The organism is Pseudomonas sp. AC255 (assembly GCF_979258175.1).
Map to the genome: position 1 here is coordinate 3049529 of NZ_OZ409841.1, position 18888 is coordinate 3068416.

At 55.3% G+C, this 18888-nt stretch carries 17 protein-coding genes, 1 tRNA gene and 1 pseudogene; 5 read left to right on the forward strand and 14 right to left on the reverse strand.

The features are described 5' to 3' along the window. Nucleotides 1–329: 329 nt before the first annotated feature. Together ACZZ0K_RS13910 and ACZZ0K_RS13915 are read left to right on the forward strand one after the other, a co-directional pair. A complete protein-coding gene (locus ACZZ0K_RS13910) occupies nt 330–1334 on the forward strand; it encodes an LLM class oxidoreductase (RefSeq protein ID WP_038364680.1) in 1005 nt (334 codons plus the stop codon). Further along, entirely contained in the window at nt 1331–2278 is a 948-nt protein-coding gene (locus ACZZ0K_RS13915; protein WP_150741508.1) for a nuclear transport factor 2 family protein, read from the forward strand. The genes ACZZ0K_RS13910 and ACZZ0K_RS13915 overlap by 4 nt, the downstream gene beginning before the upstream one ends. Nucleotides 2279–2296: 18 nt before the next feature. Here the strand turns inward: ACZZ0K_RS13915 and ACZZ0K_RS13920 are convergent, their stop codons facing one another. From ACZZ0K_RS13920 to ACZZ0K_RS13940, 5 genes and pseudogenes are all read right to left on the reverse strand, one after another. Next, the gene (locus tag ACZZ0K_RS13920) at nt 2297–3313 is read right to left on the reverse strand and encodes a LacI family DNA-binding transcriptional regulator (RefSeq protein WP_007913182.1); all 1017 of its coding nucleotides are present in this window, start codon (nt 3311–3313) and stop codon (nt 2297–2299) included. A gap of 161 nt (nt 3314–3474) precedes the next feature. Next, a pseudogene (locus tag ACZZ0K_RS13925) lies at nt 3475–4436 on the reverse strand (cyclase family protein). 47 nt (nt 4437–4483) lie between these two features. Beyond that, entirely contained in the window at nt 4484–5587 is a 1104-nt protein-coding gene (locus ACZZ0K_RS13930) for a glycerol dehydrogenase (RefSeq protein ID WP_463559152.1), read from the reverse strand. 63 nt (nt 5588–5650) lie between these two features. Continuing rightward, complete coding sequence (locus ACZZ0K_RS13935; RefSeq protein WP_258707895.1) at nt 5651–6421, reverse strand: SDR family oxidoreductase; 771 nt, start codon at nt 6419–6421, stop codon at nt 5651–5653. A 654-nt stretch (nt 6422–7075) separates the two neighbouring features. Continuing rightward, the gene (locus tag ACZZ0K_RS13940; RefSeq protein WP_122597435.1) at nt 7076–8014 is read right to left on the reverse strand and encodes a LysR family transcriptional regulator; all 939 of its coding nucleotides are present in this window, start codon (nt 8012–8014) and stop codon (nt 7076–7078) included. A 121-nt stretch (nt 8015–8135) separates the two neighbouring features. On the opposite strand from ACZZ0K_RS13940, the gene ACZZ0K_RS13945 reads away from it, so the two are divergent. Both ACZZ0K_RS13945 and ACZZ0K_RS13950 read left to right on the forward strand, forming a co-directional pair. Beyond that, the gene (locus ACZZ0K_RS13945) at nt 8136–9062 is read left to right on the forward strand and encodes an alpha/beta hydrolase (RefSeq protein ID WP_038364666.1); all 927 of its coding nucleotides are present in this window, start codon (nt 8136–8138) and stop codon (nt 9060–9062) included. A gap of 485 nt (nt 9063–9547) precedes the next feature. Continuing rightward, a complete protein-coding gene (locus ACZZ0K_RS13950; protein ID WP_191622360.1) occupies nt 9548–9865 on the forward strand; it encodes a hypothetical protein in 318 nt (105 codons plus the stop codon). Between the two features lie 618 nt (nt 9866–10483). On the opposite strand, the gene ACZZ0K_RS13955 is transcribed toward ACZZ0K_RS13950, so the two are convergent. From ACZZ0K_RS13955 to thrS, 9 genes are all read right to left on the reverse strand, one after another. Next, nucleotides 10484–10560: transfer RNA gene (locus ACZZ0K_RS13955), tRNA-Pro, on the reverse strand. Between the two features lie 89 nt (nt 10561–10649). Then, nucleotides 10650–11006, reverse strand: a complete 357-nt coding sequence (locus tag ACZZ0K_RS13960; RefSeq protein ID WP_003179985.1) for a MerR family transcriptional regulator — start codon at nt 11004–11006, stop codon at nt 10650–10652. Continuing rightward, on the reverse strand, nt 10987–11289 hold the full coding sequence (gene ihfA / locus ACZZ0K_RS13965) for an integration host factor subunit alpha (protein WP_002553164.1): 303 nt from the start codon (nt 11287–11289) through the stop codon (nt 10987–10989). Before ihfA ends, ACZZ0K_RS13960 begins: the two co-directional genes overlap by 20 nt. Nucleotides 11290–11292: 3 nt before the next feature. Continuing rightward, nucleotides 11293–13671 (reverse strand): phenylalanine--tRNA ligase subunit beta, encoded by a 2379-nt coding sequence (gene pheT / locus ACZZ0K_RS13970; protein ID WP_258707894.1) that lies wholly within the window; start codon nt 13669–13671, stop codon nt 11293–11295. A 26-nt stretch (nt 13672–13697) separates the two neighbouring features. After that, nucleotides 13698–14714: a phenylalanine--tRNA ligase subunit alpha gene (pheS, locus tag ACZZ0K_RS13975; RefSeq protein ID WP_003226365.1), complete on the reverse strand. Its 1017-nt coding sequence runs from the start codon at nt 14712–14714 to the stop codon at nt 13698–13700. A gap of 109 nt (nt 14715–14823) precedes the next feature. Continuing rightward, a complete protein-coding gene (gene rplT, locus ACZZ0K_RS13980; protein WP_002553161.1) occupies nt 14824–15180 on the reverse strand; it encodes a 50S ribosomal protein L20 in 357 nt (118 codons plus the stop codon). A 27-nt stretch (nt 15181–15207) separates the two neighbouring features. Continuing rightward, entirely contained in the window at nt 15208–15402 is a 195-nt protein-coding gene (gene rpmI, locus ACZZ0K_RS13985) for a 50S ribosomal protein L35 (RefSeq protein ID WP_002553160.1), read from the reverse strand. Between the two features lie 60 nt (nt 15403–15462). Next, nucleotides 15463–16014, reverse strand: coding sequence for a translation initiation factor IF-3 (gene infC / locus ACZZ0K_RS13990; RefSeq protein WP_169432615.1), 552 nt, complete (start codon nt 16012–16014; stop codon nt 15463–15465). Then, nucleotides 16014–17936, reverse strand: coding sequence for a threonine--tRNA ligase (gene thrS / locus ACZZ0K_RS13995; RefSeq protein WP_024012407.1), 1923 nt, complete (start codon nt 17934–17936; stop codon nt 16014–16016). Before thrS ends, infC begins: the two co-directional genes overlap by 1 nt. Nucleotides 17937–18306: 370 nt before the next feature. Between thrS and ACZZ0K_RS14000 the strand changes: the two genes are divergently transcribed. Next, nucleotides 18307–18609, forward strand: a complete 303-nt coding sequence (locus ACZZ0K_RS14000) for a hypothetical protein (protein ID WP_150635742.1) — start codon at nt 18307–18309, stop codon at nt 18607–18609. The last annotated feature ends 279 nt before the right edge of the window (nt 18610–18888 follow it).

The following is an 18888-nucleotide window of genomic DNA, read 5'->3' on the forward strand; positions in this document are numbered from 1 at the left end:
TGGCGAGCGAGCCAGGATTTCAATCGCTGAGTGAGAGTAGGTGATGCTCTCGCACAGGAGAATACTCAGAAATTCACACCATCTGTGACCACTCGTCACAGCGCGTAAGACTCATCCCGTTGAAGGCCGCGACTCATCTAAGACGCCTACTGCGGACGAGTTCAAGCGATTGACCCAGCAGATTTTTCATTGAGTGGATAGCGGCCACCAGTGGATCGCGCCCCATCAGAGGGGACACATTTTCCCCAATACCTTCACTACCATGCAGACCTGTTCATCTGAAAGCCGCTTACCCAGTAGTAATCGGCTTGAAATAATGAGGTTTAGCAATGACTTCTCTCAGCCCTTCCCTTGAGCTCAGTCCCGAGCTTGCAGCTCATCCGGCCTATTCGCGAGTGTTCCAGCCCGAAGGCCTCACCTTCGGATACATCATGCCCTTGGAGGGCTATCCGAATTCACCGTTTCCCACGCTGCAGGATCATCAACGCCTTGCTCGCATCGCGGACGAGGCTGGATTCGCAAGTCTGTGGATGAGAGATGTGCCCTTCTATGACCCGAGCTTTGGTGATACTGGTCAAATGATCGACCCGTTTGTATATCTGGGATATCTGGCTGCTGTTACCAAAAACATTGCCTTGGGCACAACGGGCATCGTTCTTCCGTTACGTGAACCACTGATCGTCGCTAAGCAGTCCGTTTCGGTCGACCAGCTAACCGGCGGTCGTTTCTTGCTAGGGCTATCCAGCGGAGATCGCCCGATTGAATATCCAGCATTCGGGATTGATTTCGAAGCGAGAGAAGAACGATACCGGGAAGGCTTCGAGCTGATTAAGACAGTCACTGAAAACAGCTTCCCAAGCGTCTCAACCAAACTTTTCGGCCAGCTGGAAGGCTTGCTAGACATGGTACCCAAGCCAGTTGGCCCTCGACTCCCCATGATTGTCGTGGGCCGGGCCCGTCAGACGCTTGAGTGGATAGCGAATAATGCCGATGCCTGGATTTGGCATCTGAGCGACTTCAATCGTTTGCCGGGCCTCATCCGCGAGTTCCGTTCTGCCAGCCAGACCGGCAATGCAAAACCATACGGCTACGCGACATTTTTCGATCTGGCGAAGGATCCGAGTACACCGCTGGAACGCGGCTACAACGGAATAAGGATCGGGCGTAATGCTCTCGTGGAGCTCTGGAAACGGCAACAGGATGAAGGTGTTTCACACGTCGCACTGAATATCAAACCTCTGCAGCGACCAGCCGCTGATGTCCTGGAGGAGATGGCTGAGTATGTCCTGCCACACTTTCCCATAGGCCAACCTGCCTCGCAGGTGACCCAGTGACCGGCTCAAATGATCGCACCGAAATTAAGGGCGTTATAGCCACCTTTCTGGAAGCCTGGGAGAGCGGTAATTGGGAATCTGCCGGGGATATATTCACTGACAATTGCCAGTTGGTGACAAGCCACATGTCCGCTCATGAGGGTGGACGCAAGATTGTCAGAGCTTTCCAGCAAGACCGTGTCAAGGCTGATGGCTTTTCAGTGAAGGCAACCAATCACTATGTGGGTGGTGGAGAAACCGACGCCAATTTCAGTTTCTACGCCTATGGCCATATCAGCAAAGCCACAAAGTCGGCCACGCTCGGATTTGGTATGACTGTCACAGGCTCTCTGAAAAAGACAGCAGGCACCTGGCGCCTCGACAGCGTGCTGATTGCCTTGAATTGGGTAACCGGGGACTACTCGCTTGCAATTCACTGGCAGCTTCCACCAGGTGACGATGGATGGAGGATTGGCGATCCAGCCCCCACCATCGTTAGCGAGCTGAATTCGCCATGGCTTGCTTTCCCTAACTCAACGCCTTCGGTACCCGGCGAGGAGTGTATTGCTGAAACCTACGCTCGTTACTCATGGGCGCTGGATCAGGCTGACATGCAGCTACTTGCCCATTGCTTTGCCAACGACGCCGCTGGTGATTTCCAACCGATGGGCCTTATTGAAGGGCGCCACGCGATCATCGGCTCCTTCAAAGAGTTCCGCAGGCCCTGGCCGTGGATGCAGCATTTCGCGGACGTGCTGGAGATCAAGTCCGACGAGGAAAAGGGTGTAGCGGAAATGATTGTCGGCAGAGTCATTCCTGGAAACTCACACACGCAAGATGGCACGCCTCTCTATGGCGCGCATTACCGAATGCGGCTTCGTCGCAAGCATGAGGGCTTCTGGCAACTGACCTGGAGCGAGTACCGCCCAGGCTGGTTCAATGCCAATGAAGCACCAAGAGTTTAGTCCCTTCCTGGAACCGCTCTAGGGCCGTGGCGCCGTACTATCTCGGACGACGAGTTCGATTTGTATGCGCTCGCGGCGTGCAAGTGGGCGCCCCTCGATCAGCGCAACGATGTTGTTGGCGCTGCTGATACCAATTTTCGAAGTCGGCACCCTGACGGTCGTCAGAGCTGGCACGTAGGCAGCCGCGAACTCGATATCATCGAACCCGCTGACTGATAGTTCTTTGGGGACGTCGATCCCATTGGAGCGCGCTTCCGCCAACGCTCCGATACAGGTGAGGTCAGTGCTGCAGACAATGGCCGTAGGCTTGGGGTTAAGCTCCATAGCAATCCGCAGCCCGGCGCGCCCTCCCTCAATCGTGAATGGCTGCTCAATAATCCGTTCACTTGAAAGCTCTATCCCTGACTCGAGTAGCTGAGCGGTGATTCCTTTCAGACGGTATTTTGCCCGTTCGTTGTTAGAAACAACTCCACTGATCATGGCGATACTTTGATGACCAAGGCTAAGCAGATGCTTGGCTATCAATCGACCACCCTCCTCATTGCTGAATCCCACGCAGTGATGGTCGTGAGCACCATCTAGCGACCACATGAGAATGAATGGGCATTGGGCGGCAGTTAGTGCTTCATAAATTTCAGGACTATGTTCAGTACCCACTAACAGTAGGCCTTCAACGCCCCGCTCAATCATGTTCCTTACGTTTACCAGTTCCTGCGCCTGGTCGTATTCATGGGAAGAAATGATTAAGTGATATCCAAGCTCCGTTAGCCTTAACTGGAGGGCCTGGACAGCTTCAGCGAACGCAGGGTTGTTAAAAGTAGGAAAAACGGCTCCGATGCTGTGCGTGCGCCTGGATGCCAAAGCACGCGCGGCCCCGTCTCGCACGTACCCGAGCTCTTGAACAGCTGCTTGTACTTTGGCCAGCGTGGCAGGTTTCACTAAGTGCGGGACAGCCAATGCTCTTGAAGCACTCCCCATCGAGACGCCCGCCAATTCAGCCACATCCTTGAGCTTCGGTTTCTCGATTTTTTTCATTGGAGATTCAGCATCCTCGATCGTAGCGCGGAGACAGGACGATCAGAAGAACGCCCTCGATTTGCGCAGAGGATGATAAGCCAACAGCCTGCCGTTCGGGAGCCGTTAATTGGAGGGAAAAACCTGAGAGCAGCGTTTCTGCTGCCCCCAGGCAAAAACACTTATTTAATGACGATCGGATTCACAGGAGCTCCGGTTCCCCCAACGACCTTTAGAGGGGCTGCGGTATAGAGAAACGTCCACTGACCGTCCTCAGCGCAGTCCTCAGCGAGAGGATCAAGCTGAGCGATCTCAGTGAGAGTAATGCCCAAATTCCTCATGAGTGCGTTGTGCAACGGCAACGCAACCCCTGACACGGGATCGACGGTGACTTCGTTAGCAATGGTGTCGGTGACGATGTTCGGAATTTCCATCTCCTGAAACCACTTCACCAGCTCAGGGCTGTAGGTCAGGCCTGGCTCGATAAAGTCTTTGTAGAACTCTTCCGGGTCGCGTTTATAAAACGAGCCGATCCATCCAGTGCGGATGATGAGAATGTCGCGCTTGTTGATAGAGACACCTTGAGCCCGGGCCGCAGCCATTAAATCCTCATGGTTGAACGTTTCACCTGCATCCAGCACGTCTTTACCACGGTGGCGCGCTATGTCGATCAGAATGCCTCGGCCAACGATGCCTTTTTCACCCAATGGAGCAACGCTCGCCTTGGCCAGGGAACCGATAGTGGTATCGGCACTGTAGCCATTCCAAATCTGATCGTCGTACCAGACATGCCCAAGGGCGTCGTACTGAGTTGACCCTTGAAGATGAAAAACATCACGTCGTCGGCGAACTCGTAAGAGCCCGGAAAATGTGGGCCTTTGCCACAGTTGTAGTGACCACGATCCATGATATTCATGCGTTTTGACTGGGAGCGACCAGGCCAGACCGGGTCACCAGCAGGATCTGCCATCCGCACCTGCAAAGTAAATGTCTTGCCTTGCTTGACCTCTTTGACCCCTTGGAGAACTTCGATACCTGTAAGGTAGTTGAGTGAGCCTACCTCATCATCCGGGCCCCACTTACCCCAGTTCTTAGGGGAGTCTTTGAGCAAGTCATGAATATGCGGAACGGTCTTGTCTGTCATTTTCTGAGCCTCTTTTATTCTTGGATTAGCTGTGCTGCATTTAGCGGTTAGTTGAAACGTTCAAATCGTTGTCCCAGCTCGTCGGCACGAGCGAGTCCTCGGATGAGTCGTTCAGCCGTAAGGGCTGGCGCCATATTTTTCGCGTACACCGCACCCAGTGTTGCCTGGACGACAATGTCCAATTCCTCAGAGGTAAACGGAGACGTCTGGCCAAGGCCGTCGAGGGTGACGGGAAGATTCACATCATTCAGAAGCTGAGCGACCTCTAGGATCTCTGAGTCTGGGCGCTCTTCGACGGACATCTGCACCAGCGTCCCGAATGCGACAAGCTCACCATGCAGCATGGAAGTAATCGCAGGAATTGACGTAAGACCTCGCACAAGCGCATGGGCTAACGACAAGCCGCCACTCTCAAACCCAACGCCACTGATAAGGACGGTTCCTTCAACAACCCGCTCGACATCATCATTAACCTCGTGCCGGCCTACTGCTTGGTAAGCGCTGTACCCGTAGGTCATAAGCGTCTTAAACACAGCCTCTGTTAGCAGCAATGCCGTGTTCAACGCTGGAGTACCAAATGAGTTATTGCCTCCGGCAGACTGACATTGTTGCGCCTCAAACTTTTTACTGATGGCGTCGCCGATGCCTGCGGCGAAAAACCTTACAGGCGCACGGACAATCACTTCGGTGTCCACGACTACTGCAGAGGGGTTCATGTTCAGGTACTCGACACCAACGACCTTGTGCGCTTCGTCGTAAAGCACAATCAAACGGCTGGTTGGGGCGTCGCTGGAAGCAATGGTCGGGCATACGACAATGGGGACATTAAGCTGAGCAGCCATCCCTTTAGCCGTGTCAATTGTCTTACCCCCGCCCAAAGCGATGATGGTGTCTGGCCTGTAATCTGCTGATCGCTCACAGAGAGACGCAATTGCAGCTTTAGTGCATTCACCAGGAAAAACGATACTGTTCGCCTCGAAGCCATGCTCTGACAATGCATTCCCTACCTCAGGCCACAGATGCCTCGAGACGAACTCGTCGCACAAGACCAATGGGCGCGATTGCCCCATATCGGAAAGGATTCTGCCAAGCTGCTTTAGCGCGCCTGGCCCTTGCTCGTATCGGCCAGGAAAACCCATTGTTCGAACCATGCCACCACCCGCTGCTGAAAAACTGTGAGATAAATCGTTACGTTGAATACGAGCCCGGATGGATCAGCGCATCAACCAGCCACCCGCCACATCCACAATTTGGCCCGTGATGAAGTCGCTGTCGTTTGAAGTCAAAAAGCATGCTGCTTTAGCTACCTCAAGTGGCGTTCCAAGACGGCCCAACGGAGTCTCATCAACGACTGCCTGGTTCGCTTGCGCAGAAACGGTTTTTAGAAGCGGCGTTTCGATTCGTCCCGGAGCCAGTGCGTTTGCAGTAATGCCATAGGGCCCGAGCTCGCCTGCCAGGTGACGGGTAAAACCGATAATCGCGGCTTTAGTAGCGCTGTAATGCGCCGCGACAATAGGCAAATAGGCGCTACCGGCGACGGAAGACATGTTCAGGATTCTTCCAAAGCCGCGCTCAACCATTCCCGGCGCGATTGCCCTAACCAGGTTGAACGAGCCAGTGAGGTTGATGCCGACGACCCTTTCCCATTCCAGAGGATCCATTTCCCAAATCGGTGCGGGTGCGCCCTGATGTTTGGGTGACACGCCTGCATTGTTGATCAAGGTGTCGATCGGGCCGAGCTGCTCACTAAGCTCAAGACAGGCTCGACTGCATTGAGCGAAATCTGATACGTCAGCTTTAGCCCAAGCCACCAAATGTCCGGCAGCACTGAGTTGCCGGGAAAGCTCGGAAACTGACTGTTCGTCGAAATCTACCAAGGCAACCCGCGCGCCCTCCTCGCAGTACAGCCGGGCAATTGAGGCACCGATGCCCCCTCCTGCCCCGGTAATGAGAACTGTGCGTCCTGAATGTCGAAGATTCGTCATGCCAAATTCCCCGCGCTGAAAAAACAGAAACAAGAGGCGGTGATGCTCAAACGCGTCCGATGCCGCACTGGCTGACCGAAAATTTTGGACTCATGTAGGCGGGTGGTTTTAGGAGATTTGCGTGGCGAAGCCAGTGCCCCCGTGCCGGAGCGGTCTGTGACTTTAGGTAAGAGAGTGGCGAGGGCAGCCTGCGTCGTTGACCGAGCGAAGGCTAATGATGCAGTGATCATTATGATCTCCAGACTTGCCTAGGAAAACGGCAAATATGAATCGTTTCATTCTCACAGCCTGCGGACCTAAGCCAACAAAATCTGTGGTTTTTTCACGACTCTATTTTTGTATTTATTCTCGAAAGAGATATTTATGAAGCGCTTCATTTTTATTCGGATATTTGACCGCTGTCAAGCGATCTGCATGGTCACTTCCCCAGCAAGGAGCGCCAGTAGTTCCGACGAAACGCAGTCATGAGCATCTGCGCCAATCATATTGAGGATGTGGAAAACACCGGCGCACTAAGCCTATGAGGCACCAGCTCCTTTGGCAGATGCACGGAATACGGGCGCAGTGCCCACGCCTGGAAGTCGGTGCTCAAGTGAAATGAATACGCGATGCATATGTTGGGTATCGACTAGTCGTGCGGGCTTCACTCACGGGTCAGGCAGAATGAATGCCTTCCGCAGAATGCTGATCCCATGGTGGGCATGGTGACCAAGCCTCCACGAGCTTATCGATGAAGAGTCGAATTTTTGGAGAGAGGTGCCGCTTGCTAGGGTAGATCACCCGAATAGGCTCTGCGGCCTCTGCATACCCAGCGAGCAATTGAACAAGCTTGCCGCTCCTCAAATCGTCGTTCACCACGTAGGAAGGAAGAGTCGCGATGCCCAGGCCAGCTACAGCTGACTGGTGTAATGACTCAGCACTGTCCATCTGTAGCCTTCCACCATGAGTAACGGACACAGAGCTACCATTCACGCGAAAATTCCAAGGAAGCAATCTCCCACCGCTCACGAAATGCAGGCACTGGTGCTCGGATAAATCCTCCGGCGTTTTAGGCTCGGCATGCTCAGCCAAATATTTGGGGGAAGCGCAGGTAATCATTTGTTGGTAGGCCACAGTGCGCGTTAACAACCGAGAATCTTCCTTCGGTGGCCCGATGCGCATGGCCAAATCAAATCCCTCATCGATCAGATCGACCAGCCTGTCAGAAAAGGTGATATCCACGCTCAGGGAGGGCCAATCCTTAAGGCAGCACTCAATGTGCTGAAGGACATGAAGTCTGCCCAGCGCAACCGGCAGACTCATCCGCAGTCGCCCACTGGGTGTCGAACGACGAAACGCAAGGGCATCCTCCACGTCGTCCAGATCCTGAAGAACGCCCACACAGCGCTCATACAGAACCTGGCCGTCATCCGTCATGCTTAAACTGCGCGTAGTGCGATTCAGTAAACGTACCTGTAAACGAGCCTCGAGCCTGACTATCGACTTCCCCACTGCAGAGCGCGTAAGGCCAAGCTGTTTTGCCGCCGCAGTGAAGCTTCCAGCGTTTACCGAGCTCACAAACGCGGCAATATCATTCAGGTTATGGAGTTCCATAGGGCCTCGGTGGTCTCAACGTTCGGGCGGCTTAGCACCTGTTATGGGGAACCCTATTCCCCAATACTAAGCATAGTATCTCAATTAGCTAATCCACTCCCAACGATCAATTGAGGTCATTATGAACACTAAAGTCCAAGCAGCCGTCCAAACCTGGGCCAATAGCCTTAGCGATCTGGTACCCGTTCTTAAGGGAATCGATACCACCACAAAAATGACCGACATCCGCGACTCTTACGCAAAAATGCTCGCGCAAAATCCAGCGCCAGCTGGCGTTAAATTCGAAGCAGTCGACATGGGTGGCGTACCAGGCACACTGGTTACTCCGGACGAGATCAAAACCGACGCGGTCGTGATGTACATCCACGGCGGCGCCTACATTGTAGGACGTCCAGACGGCTACCACGGTATCGGCGGCAACTACGCGAAAATGCTCGGTGCTCGTGTGTACATGCCGGACTACCGCCTCGCTCCTGAGCACAAGTTCCCAGCATCAATTGACGACACATTGCGCGCTTACGAATGGTTGCTTGAGCAGAAAATCCCGGCTAACAAAATTGCGTTCTCTGGCGAGTCGGCTGGCGGCGCAATGGTCGTCAGCGTCATGGTCGCGGCTAAATCGAAAGGGCTTCCATTGCCTGCGGTTGGCTCCTCCATCTCACCATGGGCGAACCTTGAACACACCGGTGCTTCCATGAGCAACCGTGAAGGTCTGGATCCTCTGAACTCCAAGCCTGTCTTGGACATCCTCGCCAGAGCATTCCTAGGCGACACATTGGCCAATCATCCTCTGGCCTCACCTGTGTTCGCGGACGTCACCGGTCTTCCACCAATCTTGGTGCAGATCGGCGAGAACGAGCTGATGTTGAGTGATGCAATGCGCCTTGCAACTCACCTGGCTGATAACCGGGTTCGCGTGAACCTGGAAGTATGGCCTGCGATGTTCCACGCCTGGCACTTCTACGCCACCATGCTGCCAGAAGGTCAGCAGGCTATGGAAAGTTCCGTTCGCTTCATCGAGGCTGGCTTGGCCAACGCTAACCGCTAAAACGCAGAACAACCGCGATGGCTTTTCCTGCTGTCGCGGTTTTACTAATGCTGTTCCACAAAAGCTTCATCAGGCTAATAAAAAACCTGAGCAAGCGCCCTGCCCAACTCTTGTCACTTACCCCCTTCTTGGCAGGTCATGTCCACTGAACTCAGAACATGGTTTTTCCGGTGACACGAGACCGCAGCACGATCAATCCCCGAGTCTACCCCGTCGTGCGCCACCTTAGAGCATCATCCGCATCACGGCGCGACCAGGCACCATGGAATGAATCGCAAGCAGTTTCTCGAGCAACCGGACATGCTCGGCCTCATCGAGTGGCTAATCGAAAACCTTCCCACTCTTCCAGTACATCTGAAGGTCGCGCGCAGTAGGCTCGTGCGCAACGCGATCGACTGCAAGGTTCAACGTATCGAAGCGGCGAATACCAGTGGGGCGGGAATTGGGAGAGGGTCAAGGCGGAGCTGCGCCGGCTGCGCATTCGCTTGCGTTTGGCGGTTCGCGCCCGCGATGAGTTCGCCACGCATGGAGCCTGCGAAGCGATCCTAGCGTGGGGAAAAGTCGATGGCGCCGTCGGATTCCTCAAGAATCAAATGCACGACAAGAACTTGATGAATTACCTAAAGCAGTGCCAGGCGCTTCTCGCGCTGGACCGCAAGCAGCAGCTCAACCACCTCACCAAGCAGAACATCCTAAGATTCGACTCGGGCATGACTAAGATCCATGCCCTGCTCGACACCACTGGCTCTCCAATCTATGACGGCCGGGTCGGTGCCGCCATCGCGCTGCTCTACTGCCTGTAACGCCAAGGCACCGGCACCACTGCGCCGCAGGTAGTGGACTTCGCCTGGGGGCCAGGGATCGGCGACCAGATTCGAAACCCAAAACACTTAATGCTTGGCTACAACGGTACACCGCAACTCTCCACCACCAGTCACCACCTTTGGGCACGGCGCCAGCTCCAATTAGGTTGGATCATCCGCGCGGTACTAGAAGGGTCCGAACTATTCGCCAAGCAGCCTCAGCTGGTAGACCGCTGCCACGCCTTTGAAGCTGGATTATTCATGATGGGCTATGACATACGCAGTCTAGTCCCCGACGGCTATACGATCCCAGTGCCGCCCAAGCCTAACTACCGGGTACGCAGGATGACCCGAGCGACCTGAGATAAACAAGCTGATGGTTGACCCGTATGTAGTTCTCAATAAGCAGGAAAATAGTCTTAAACACTCAAAAACGTCAGGACCGAAGAGAAAGACCAAACAACATTGGTAAAGAGACCACGCGTGAGCGCCAAAGCCTGCGTCCGCCCACGCGGAAGCCGTGAGGATTCCACCCAGAGCCGGTGGTTTTGTGGGGGTAAAAACGACCAAACATAAAAAAGGGTCGCGAGATAAAATCTCGCAACCCCTTGAATTATATGGTCGGGACGGAGTGATTCGAACACTCGACCCCTAGCACCCCATGCTAGTGCGCTACCGGACTGCGCTACGCCCCGACTGATGTTGCATCCCGTTCTTCACCTCGAAGAACGCTCAAGAATATATCGCAAGCTTTTGAAAACTGGAAGTATTCAAACGCAGCTTTTTATTTCTTGAGTACCACCAGCACATCTTCCAATTCGGCAATCATCTGCCGAATCATCTGTTTGTACTGCGTGGTGTCATCTTTGGCTTCGTCGCCGGACAGGCGCAGACGTGCGCCGCCGATGGTGAAACCCTGATCGTAAAGGAGCGCGCGGATCTGCCGGATCATCAGCACGTCCTGGCGCTGATAATACCGGCGGTTCCCGCGGCGTTTGACGGGGTTGAGCTGAGGAAACTCCTGCTCCCAGTAGCGCAGCACGTGTGGCTTTACGGCACACAGCTCGCTGACCTCACCAATGGTGAAGTAGCGTTTGCCCGGGATAACGGGTAGTTCGTCGTTATGACTTGGTTCCAGCATAAGCCTCAACTCGGGCCTTCAACTTCTGCCCTGGACGAAAGGTGACCACACGGCGAGCCGTGATCGGGATTTCTTCTCCCGTTTTCGGGTTGCGGCCAGGCCGCTGGCGTTTGTCCCGAAGGTCGAAATTGCCGAAACCGGACAATTTGACCTGCTCGTTGTCTTCAAGAGCGTGCCTGATTTCTTCGAAAAACAGTTCGACCAATTCCTTGGCTTCCCGCTTGTTCAGGCCCAGCTCTTCATACAGACGTTCCGCCATCTCAGCTTTCGTCAAAGCCCCCATACGTCACTTCCTTAACGTGGCGTTCAACCTTTGTTCGAGCGAGGTGAGGATATTTTGCGTCGTCGAATTCACCTCATCGTCATTAAGAGTGCGCGATGGATGCTGCCAGGTCAAGCCGACTGCAAGGCTTTTTCTATCAGGATCAATACCTTTACCCTGATACACGTCAAACAGCCTGAGCTCTGTGAGCCATTCGCCTGCATTTTCACGGATTACGTCCAGTACAGCCGAGGCCGCGACGTCTTTGTGCGCGATCAGTGCAAGGTCACGACGCACTTCAGGAAAGCGCGACAACTCGTGGAATTTCGGCATTTTACCGAGCGCCACTTCCGCCAGAACCAGCTCAAAGACGAACACCGGACGATCCAGCCCCAGCGCCTTCGACAGCTCAGGGTGAATTGCACCGATATAGCCTACCTCGCGACCTTCACGCTCGATGCGCGCGGTTTGACCCGGATGCAGCGCTGGGTGTTTGCCCGGAGCAAAGGTGAACGAATCCAGGGCACCGGCAAAACCCAGTACAGCCTCCACGTCAGCCTTTACGTCGAAGAAGTCGACAGTATCCCGCCCCTGCGCCCAGCCTTCCGGCAAGCGACTCCCGCACACAACCCCGGACAGCATCGGTTCTTGCTTCAAGCCTTCAAGCTGACCAACGAAGCGCAGACCGCTCTCGAACAGACGCACGCGATCCTGCTGACGGTTGAGGTTGTGCTGCAACGCCTTGACCAGACCTGGCCACAACGACGAGCGCATGGCGGCCATATCGTTGGAGATCGGATTGGCCAGCAACAGCGGCTCGACACCAGGACTGAACAGTTCGAACTGACGCGGATCGATGAAGCTGTAAGTGATCGCTTCTTGATAACCACGAGCAACCAGCAGACGACGCAGCTCAGGCAGATCACTACGCGCTTCGGCCTTGGCTTGCGGCGCCAGACGCGCTTGCGGGTAGCGAACCGGCAAACGGTTGTAACCGTAAAGACGCGCCAGCTCTTCGATCAGGTCGACTTCCAGGCTGATATCGAAGCGGTGGCTTGGCACTTCAACGCGCCATTGACCTTCGCCGTCAGCGGCAATGTTCAGGCCCAAGGCACTGAGCAGGCGCTCGACCTGTGCCGAATCCATCTCCATGCCGAGCATCTGAGTGATGCGCTGAGCGCGCAGAGTGATCGGTGCAATCGATGGCAGATGTTGTTCGCTGACGGTCTCGATGATCGGACCAGCTTCGCCGCCAGTGATTTCCAGCAGCAGGCCAGTGGCGCGCTCCATGGCTTCACGAGCGAGTTGCCAGTCAACGCCACGCTCGTAGCGATGCGAAGCGTCGGTATGCAAGCCGTAAGAACGTGCCTTGCCGGCAACCGCAATCTGATCAAAGAACGCAGATTCGAGGAACACATCACGGGTGGTCGCGGAAACACCGCTGTGCTCGCCACCCATGACGCCGGCGATCGCCAGTGCACGAGTGTGGTCAGCGATGACCAGCGTATCGCTACGCAGGCTGACTTCCTGACCATCAAGCAGAACCAGCTTTTCGCCCTCTTCAGCCATGCGCACACGAATACCGCCATTGATTTCGGCGAGATCGAAAGCGTGCAGCGGTTGGCCGAGCTCGAGCATGACGTAGTTGGTGATATCGACGGCAGCGTCGATGCTGCGCACGTCGGCGCGACGCAGACGCTCAACCATCCACAGCGGGGTTGGCTTGGACAGGTCGACGTTACGGATGACCCGACCCAGGTAACGTGGGCAGGCCGCCGGGGCCAGCACCTCGACCGAGCGGACTTCGTCGTGTACCGCTGCAACCGCAGCCACCACAGGACGGGTTACCGGCACGGCGTACAGCGCGCCGACTTCACGAGCCAGACCGGCCAGGGACAGGCAGTCGCCACGGTTCGGGGTCAGGTCGACCTCGATGCTGGCGTCTTCCAGATCCAGATACACACGGAAATCTTCGCCCACCGGCGCATCGGCCGGCAGCTCCATCAGACCGTCGTTGCCCTCACCGACCTGCAGCTCTGCCTGCGAGCACAGCATGCCGTTGGACTCGACGCCACGCAGCTTGGCCTTCTTGATCTTGAAGTCGCCCGGCAGCTCTGCGCCAATCATGGCGAACGGAATCTTCAGGCCCGGGCGCACGTTTGGCGCTCCGCACACGACCTGGAAGGTTTCCGCGCCATTGCTGACCTGGCATACGCGCAACTTGTCGGCGTCCGGATGCTGCTCGGTGCTCAGCACCTCACCCACCACCACACCACTGAATACGCCGGCGGCCGGAGTAACGCTATCGACCTCAAGACCGGCCATCGACAGACGGGCAACCAGCTCGTCGCGATCTACCTGCGGGCTGACCCAGCCACGCAGCCATTGTTCACTGAATTTCATCCTGCTCTCCTAAGAATTCGTTACGACTAGCGAAATTGCGCAAGGAACCGCAAGTCGTTGTCGAAGAACAGACGCAAGTCGTTCACGCCGTAACGGAGCATGGCCAGACGCTCGACACCCATGCCGAAGGCAAATCCGGAGAACTCTTCCGGATCGATGCCAGACATGCGCAGCACGTTCGGGTGAACCATGCCGCAGCCCATCACTTCCAGCCAGCCGGTCTGCTTGCAGACGCGGCAGCCTTTGCCGCTGCACATCACGCATTCCATATCGACTTCAGCGGATGGCTCGGTGAACGGGAAGTACGAAGGACGGAAACGCACGGCCAGTTCTTTCTCGAAGAACACCCGCAGGAATTCTTCGATGGTGCCTTTGAGATCGGCAAAATTGATATCGCGATCGACCAGCAGGCCTTCGACCTGGTGGAACATCGGCGAATGGGTGATATCGGAGTCGCTGCGATAGACGCGGCCCGGACAGACGATGCGGATCGGCGGCTGCTTGGATTCCATGGTGCGGACCTGTACCGGCGAGGTATGGGTGCGCAGCAACATGTTGGCATTGAAATAGAAGGTGTCATGCATCGACCGGGCCGGGTGATGGCCTGGGATGTTGAGCGCTTCAAAGTTGTGGTAGTCGTCTTCGACCTCAGGGCCTTCGGCGATGCCGTAGCCAATGCGGGTGAAGAACTGCTCGACGCGCTCCAGAGTCCGGGTGACCGGATGCAGACCGCCAGAGGTCTGGCCACGGCCCGGCAATGTCACGTCGATGGATTCGGCAGACAGTTTGGCAGCCAGCTCGGCTTCTTCAAACAATGCCATGCGCGCATTGAGAACGCCTGTAACACGTTCCTTGGCAACGTTGATCAGCGCACCGACTTGCGGACGCTCTTCGGCCGGCAGATTCCCCAGGGTCTTCATCACCTGAGTCAATTCGCCCTTCTTGCCAAGGTATTGAACCCGGATTTGCTCCAGGGCATTGATATCTTCAGCGCTTTGCACAGCCTCTAGTGCTTGAGAGACCAGCGCATCCAGGTTTTCCATGTACAGACTCCAGATACAAAATAGGGGAAGAGCTTGAAGGCTCTTCCCCTATTTATGACGTTTAACACCTGGCCCCACAGAGGTGAGGCCGGGTGACTGTCGGGGGTACTTAAGCCAAGGTGGCTTTAGCTTTCTCGACAATCGCAGCAAACGCCGCTTTTTCGTTCACTGCCAGATCAGCCAGAACCTTACGGTCGATCTCGATGGACGCTTTTTTCAGGCCAGCGATGAAACGGCTGTAGGACAGACCGTTAACACGAGCACCAGCGTTGATACGAGCGATCCACAGAGCGCGGAACTGACGTTTTTTCTGACGACGGTCACGGTAGGCGTATTGGCCTGCCTTGATTACCGCTTGCTTGGCAACACGGAATACGCGGGAGCGTGCGCCGTAGTAGCCTTTAGCAAGTTTCAGAATTTTTTTGTGACGCTTACGGGCAATGACGCCACGCTTTACACGAGCCATGAGTTACTTCCTCTATTCTTGACTAAATTAACGAAGGCGCAGCATGCGCTCGACTTTTGCCACGTCAGACGGATGCAGCAAGCTGCTACCGCGCAGTTGACGCTTACGCTTGGTCGACATTTTAGTCAGGATGTGGCTCTTGAAAGCGTGCTTGTGCTTGATGCCGTTAGCAGTTTTCAGAAACCGCTTGGCAGCACCACTTTTGGTTTTCATTTTTGGCATGTTCGGATACTCCGCATTCAGTTGATAAACATAATCAGAAGGCCTGCCGTGCCCTGTTGATTACTTCTTCTTTTTCGGGGCGATGACCATGATCAGCTGGCGTCCTTCCATCTTAGGATGCTGTTCGACCGAACCGTACTCGAGCAGGTCTTGTTCAACCCGCTTGAGGAGTTCCATCCCCAGCTCCTGGTGGGCCATCTCACGGCCGCGGAATCGCAAGGATACCTTGGCCCTGTCCCCGTCACTCAGGAAACGTACCAGGTTGCGCAGTTTTACCTGGTAATCCCCTTCCTCCGTCCCTGGACGAAACTTGATTTCTTTAACCTGAATCTGCTTCTGGTTTTTCTTCGCCGCGGCAATCTGCTTCTTCTTCTCGAAGATCGATTTGCCGTAGTCCATCACCCGGCAAACAGGCGGGACTGCATCTGCGGAAATTTCCACCAGATCAAGCTTTGCTTCTTCAGCGATACGAAGCGCTTCATCAATCGAGACGATGCCAATCTGCTCGCCATCAGCGCCAATTAACCGAACCTCGCGTGCCGAGATATTCTCGTTGATCGGGGCTTTCGGTGCAGCTCGTTTATCTTGTCTCATTTCACGCTTAATAATAATTACTCCGAATCTGGGCGACCACGCCGGGAAACCGCTTGCGCGAGAAACTCAGCGAACTGGGCGACGGGCATCGAGCCCAGGTCAGCACCTTCACGAGTACGCACAGCGACAGTCTGCATCTCGACTTCCTTATCTCCGATAACCAAAAGATAGGGAACCTTGAGCAAAGTATGCTCGCGGATTTTAAAGCCGATCTTTTCATTTCTCAAGTCGGACTTGGCACGAAATCCGCTTTCGTTGAGAGTTTTTTCAACCTCTGCAACAAAATCTGCCTGTTTATCAGTGATATTCATGATCACCGCCTGGGTCGGCGCGAGCCACGCAGGGAAAGCACCTTCGTAGTGCTCGATCAGAATCCCGACGAAACGCTCGAACGAACCGAGGATCGCGCGGTGCAACATCACCGGGTGTTTGCGGCTGTTGTCTTCAGAGACGTATTCAGCGCCCAAACGGACAGGCAGGTTAAAATCGAGCTGCAAGGTACCACACTGCCAGACTCGACCGAGACAATCTTTCAGCGAGAACTCGATCTTTGGCCCGTAGAAAGCACCCTCGCCCGGCTGCAGATCGTACGGCAGGCCAGCAGAATCAAGGGCTGCAGCCAATGCTGCTTCAGCGCGATCCCACAGCTCATCGGAGCCGACGCGTTTTTCCGGACGAGTGGACAGTTTCATCTCGACTTCGGTAAAGCCGAAATCGCGATAGACATCCATGGTCAGCTTGATGAACGCAGCGGACTCGGCCTGCATCTGCTCTTCGGTGCAGAAGATGTGCGCGTCGTCCTGAGTGAACGCTCGCACGCGCATGATGCCGTGCAACGCACCCGACGGCTCGTTACGGTGGCAAGCACCGAACTCGGCCAGACGCATCGGCAACTCACGGTAGCTTTTCAGGCCCTGATTGAACACCTGCACGTGGCATGGGCAGTTCATCGGCTTGATGGCGTAGTCGCGGTTTTCCGACTGAGTGGTGAACATGTTGTCGGCGTAGTTGGCCCAGTGCCCGGATTTTTCCCACAGGCTGCGGTCGACGACTTGAGGAGTCTTGATCTCAAGGTAGCCGTTGTCGCGCTGGATCTTGCGCATGTACTGCTCGAGCACCTGGTACAGAGTCCAGCCATTCGGGTGCCAGAACACCATGCCCGGGGATTCTTCCTGGGTGTGGAACAGGCCCAGACGCTTGCCGATCTTGCGGTGATCGCGCTTCTCGGCTTCTTCGATGCGCTGGATGTACGCCGCCAGCTGTTTCTTGTCAGCCCAGGCGGTGCCGTAGACGCGCTGCAATTGCTCGTTCTTGGCGTCGCCACGCCAGTAGGCGCCCGACAGCTTGGTCAGCTTGAAGGATTTCAGGAAACGCGTGTTCGGCACGTGCGGACCACGGCACATGTCGACGTATTCTTCGTGATAGTACAGACCCATGGCCTGCTCGTTCGGCATGTCTTCAACCAAACGCAGCTTGTAATCTTCGCCACGAGCCTTGAACACTTCGATCACTTCAGCGCGCGGAGTGACTTTCTTGATGACGTCGTAATCTTTCTCGATCAGTTGCTGCATGCGCTGTTCGATAGCCGCCATGTCTTCCGGCGTGAAAGGACGCTCGTAGGCGATGTCGTAATAGAAGCCTTCGTCGATGACCGGGCCGATGACCATCTTCGCGGTCGGGTACAGCTGTTTGACCGCATGGCCAACCAGGTGCGCGCAAGAGTGGCGAATGATCTCCAGCCCCTCTTCATCCTTTGGCGTAATGATTTGCAGGGTCGCGTCGCTGCTGATGATGTCGCTGGCGTCGACCAGTTGGCCATTGACCTTGCCGGCGAGCGTAGCCTTGGCCAGACCTGCACCAATGGATGCGGCGACCTCGGCTACGGAAACCGGGTGATCGAATGAACGTTGACTGCCGTCGGGAAGAGTAATAGTTGGCATGGCGCCTCCTCTCCTAGTGGTGACCCCTACCAAAGGTCACGTGGGTTGGGATGAGCCAGTACAAGATCCGATCCAGGCCATTCAATGACGAACGCCTGCCTTACAGCGGCAGGAGCCTTGCGGCCAACCGGAAAACCGAACCAGAGTGACTGGGATTCAAATCGGAAAAATTCGCACGCCGACCGCTTCGGGACTGAAGGTCATCCGAAGCCTGAGAACGCTTGAGCCCGGCATGCTAGCACAGATGAGCGGTCGCTTACGTCCTGATTTGGCAGAAGGCGAAATGTCCGTTTTTATGCCAGAGTGCTGAACTTGATCGGCCTTTGCGCCCTCAGATAATAAGACATTGACCCACAAGGAGCATCCTCGCATGCGTCTGAAAAGCTTATTCGCCGTCGTCGCCCCCGTCGTTCTGCTGCTGCCACTGAGCGCCCATGCCGACTGGCCGAAAGGCGAGCGCGAGAAGTACATGGCCCAGTGCACTGAGGCTGCAACCCAGCAAATCGGTGCTGCCGCGGCGAAATCCCACTGCGCTTGCGGAGCTGACGCCATCAAGTCCTATCCGGCCAGCGACATTCAGGCGCTGATGGACAACAAGGCGACGCCTGAATTGCAAAAGAAAGCCCTTGGCCAGATCACCAAATGCAAGGCAAATACCGCCCCGAAAAAATAAGAAAACCGGTCATTAACATCGGCTGAAAGGCGGAAAAAAGTGCTGGAAATGAGGCTTTTCAGACGATTTATGCAGGTTTTACAGGTTTTTTTATCGTCTTTACGTTTCGCTGAAAGCCTTTCAAACCGGGGCTTTCAGCGCAACAAGGTGGTAAAGAAAACACGACTGATTGGCAAACAGCACGTCCGGGGGGCTACCAAAGCGAACATTTCGACTATGATACCCGGGTGTGCCCAGTTGGCCTGAGCAGCACAGCACTACTGAAAATATATGTTTCTT

Bases quoted from the DNA above. Each gene is read 5' to 3' on its own strand.
- ACZZ0K_RS13910 (WP_038364680.1), top strand. From the start codon at position 330: ATGACTTCTCTCAGCCCTTCCCTTGAGCTCAGTCCCGAGCTTGCAGCT.
- ACZZ0K_RS13920 (WP_007913182.1), bottom strand. From the start codon at position 3,313: ATGAAAAAAATCGAGAAACCGAAGCTCAAGGATGTGGCTGAATTGGCG.
- ACZZ0K_RS13930 (WP_463559152.1), bottom strand. From the start codon at position 5,587: ATGGTTCGAACAATGGGTTTTCCTGGCCGATACGAGCAAGGGCCAGGC.
- ACZZ0K_RS13935 (WP_258707895.1), bottom strand. From the start codon at position 6,421: ATGACGAATCTTCGACATTCAGGACGCACAGTTCTCATTACCGGGGCA.
- ACZZ0K_RS13940 (WP_122597435.1), bottom strand. From the start codon at position 8,014: ATGGAACTCCATAACCTGAATGATATTGCCGCGTTTGTGAGCTCGGTA.
- ACZZ0K_RS13945 (WP_038364666.1), top strand. From the start codon at position 8,136: ATGAACACTAAAGTCCAAGCAGCCGTCCAAACCTGGGCCAATAGCCTT.
- ACZZ0K_RS13960 (WP_003179985.1), bottom strand. From the start codon at position 11,006: ATGCTGGAACCAAGTCATAACGACGAACTACCCGTTATCCCGGGCAAA.
- ihfA (WP_002553164.1), bottom strand. From the start codon at position 11,289: ATGGGGGCTTTGACGAAAGCTGAGATGGCGGAACGTCTGTATGAAGAG.
- pheT (WP_258707894.1), bottom strand. From the start codon at position 13,671: ATGAAATTCAGTGAACAATGGCTGCGTGGCTGGGTCAGCCCGCAGGTA.
- pheS (WP_003226365.1), bottom strand. From the start codon at position 14,714: ATGGAAAACCTGGATGCGCTGGTCTCTCAAGCACTAGAGGCTGTGCAA.
- rplT (WP_002553161.1), bottom strand. From the start codon at position 15,180: ATGGCTCGTGTAAAGCGTGGCGTCATTGCCCGTAAGCGTCACAAAAAA.
- rpmI (WP_002553160.1), bottom strand. From the start codon at position 15,402: ATGCCAAAAATGAAAACCAAAAGTGGTGCTGCCAAGCGGTTTCTGAAA.
- thrS (WP_024012407.1), bottom strand. From the start codon at position 17,936: ATGCCAACTATTACTCTTCCCGACGGCAGTCAACGTTCATTCGATCAC.
- ACZZ0K_RS14000 (WP_150635742.1), top strand. From the start codon at position 18,307: ATGCGTCTGAAAAGCTTATTCGCCGTCGTCGCCCCCGTCGTTCTGCTG.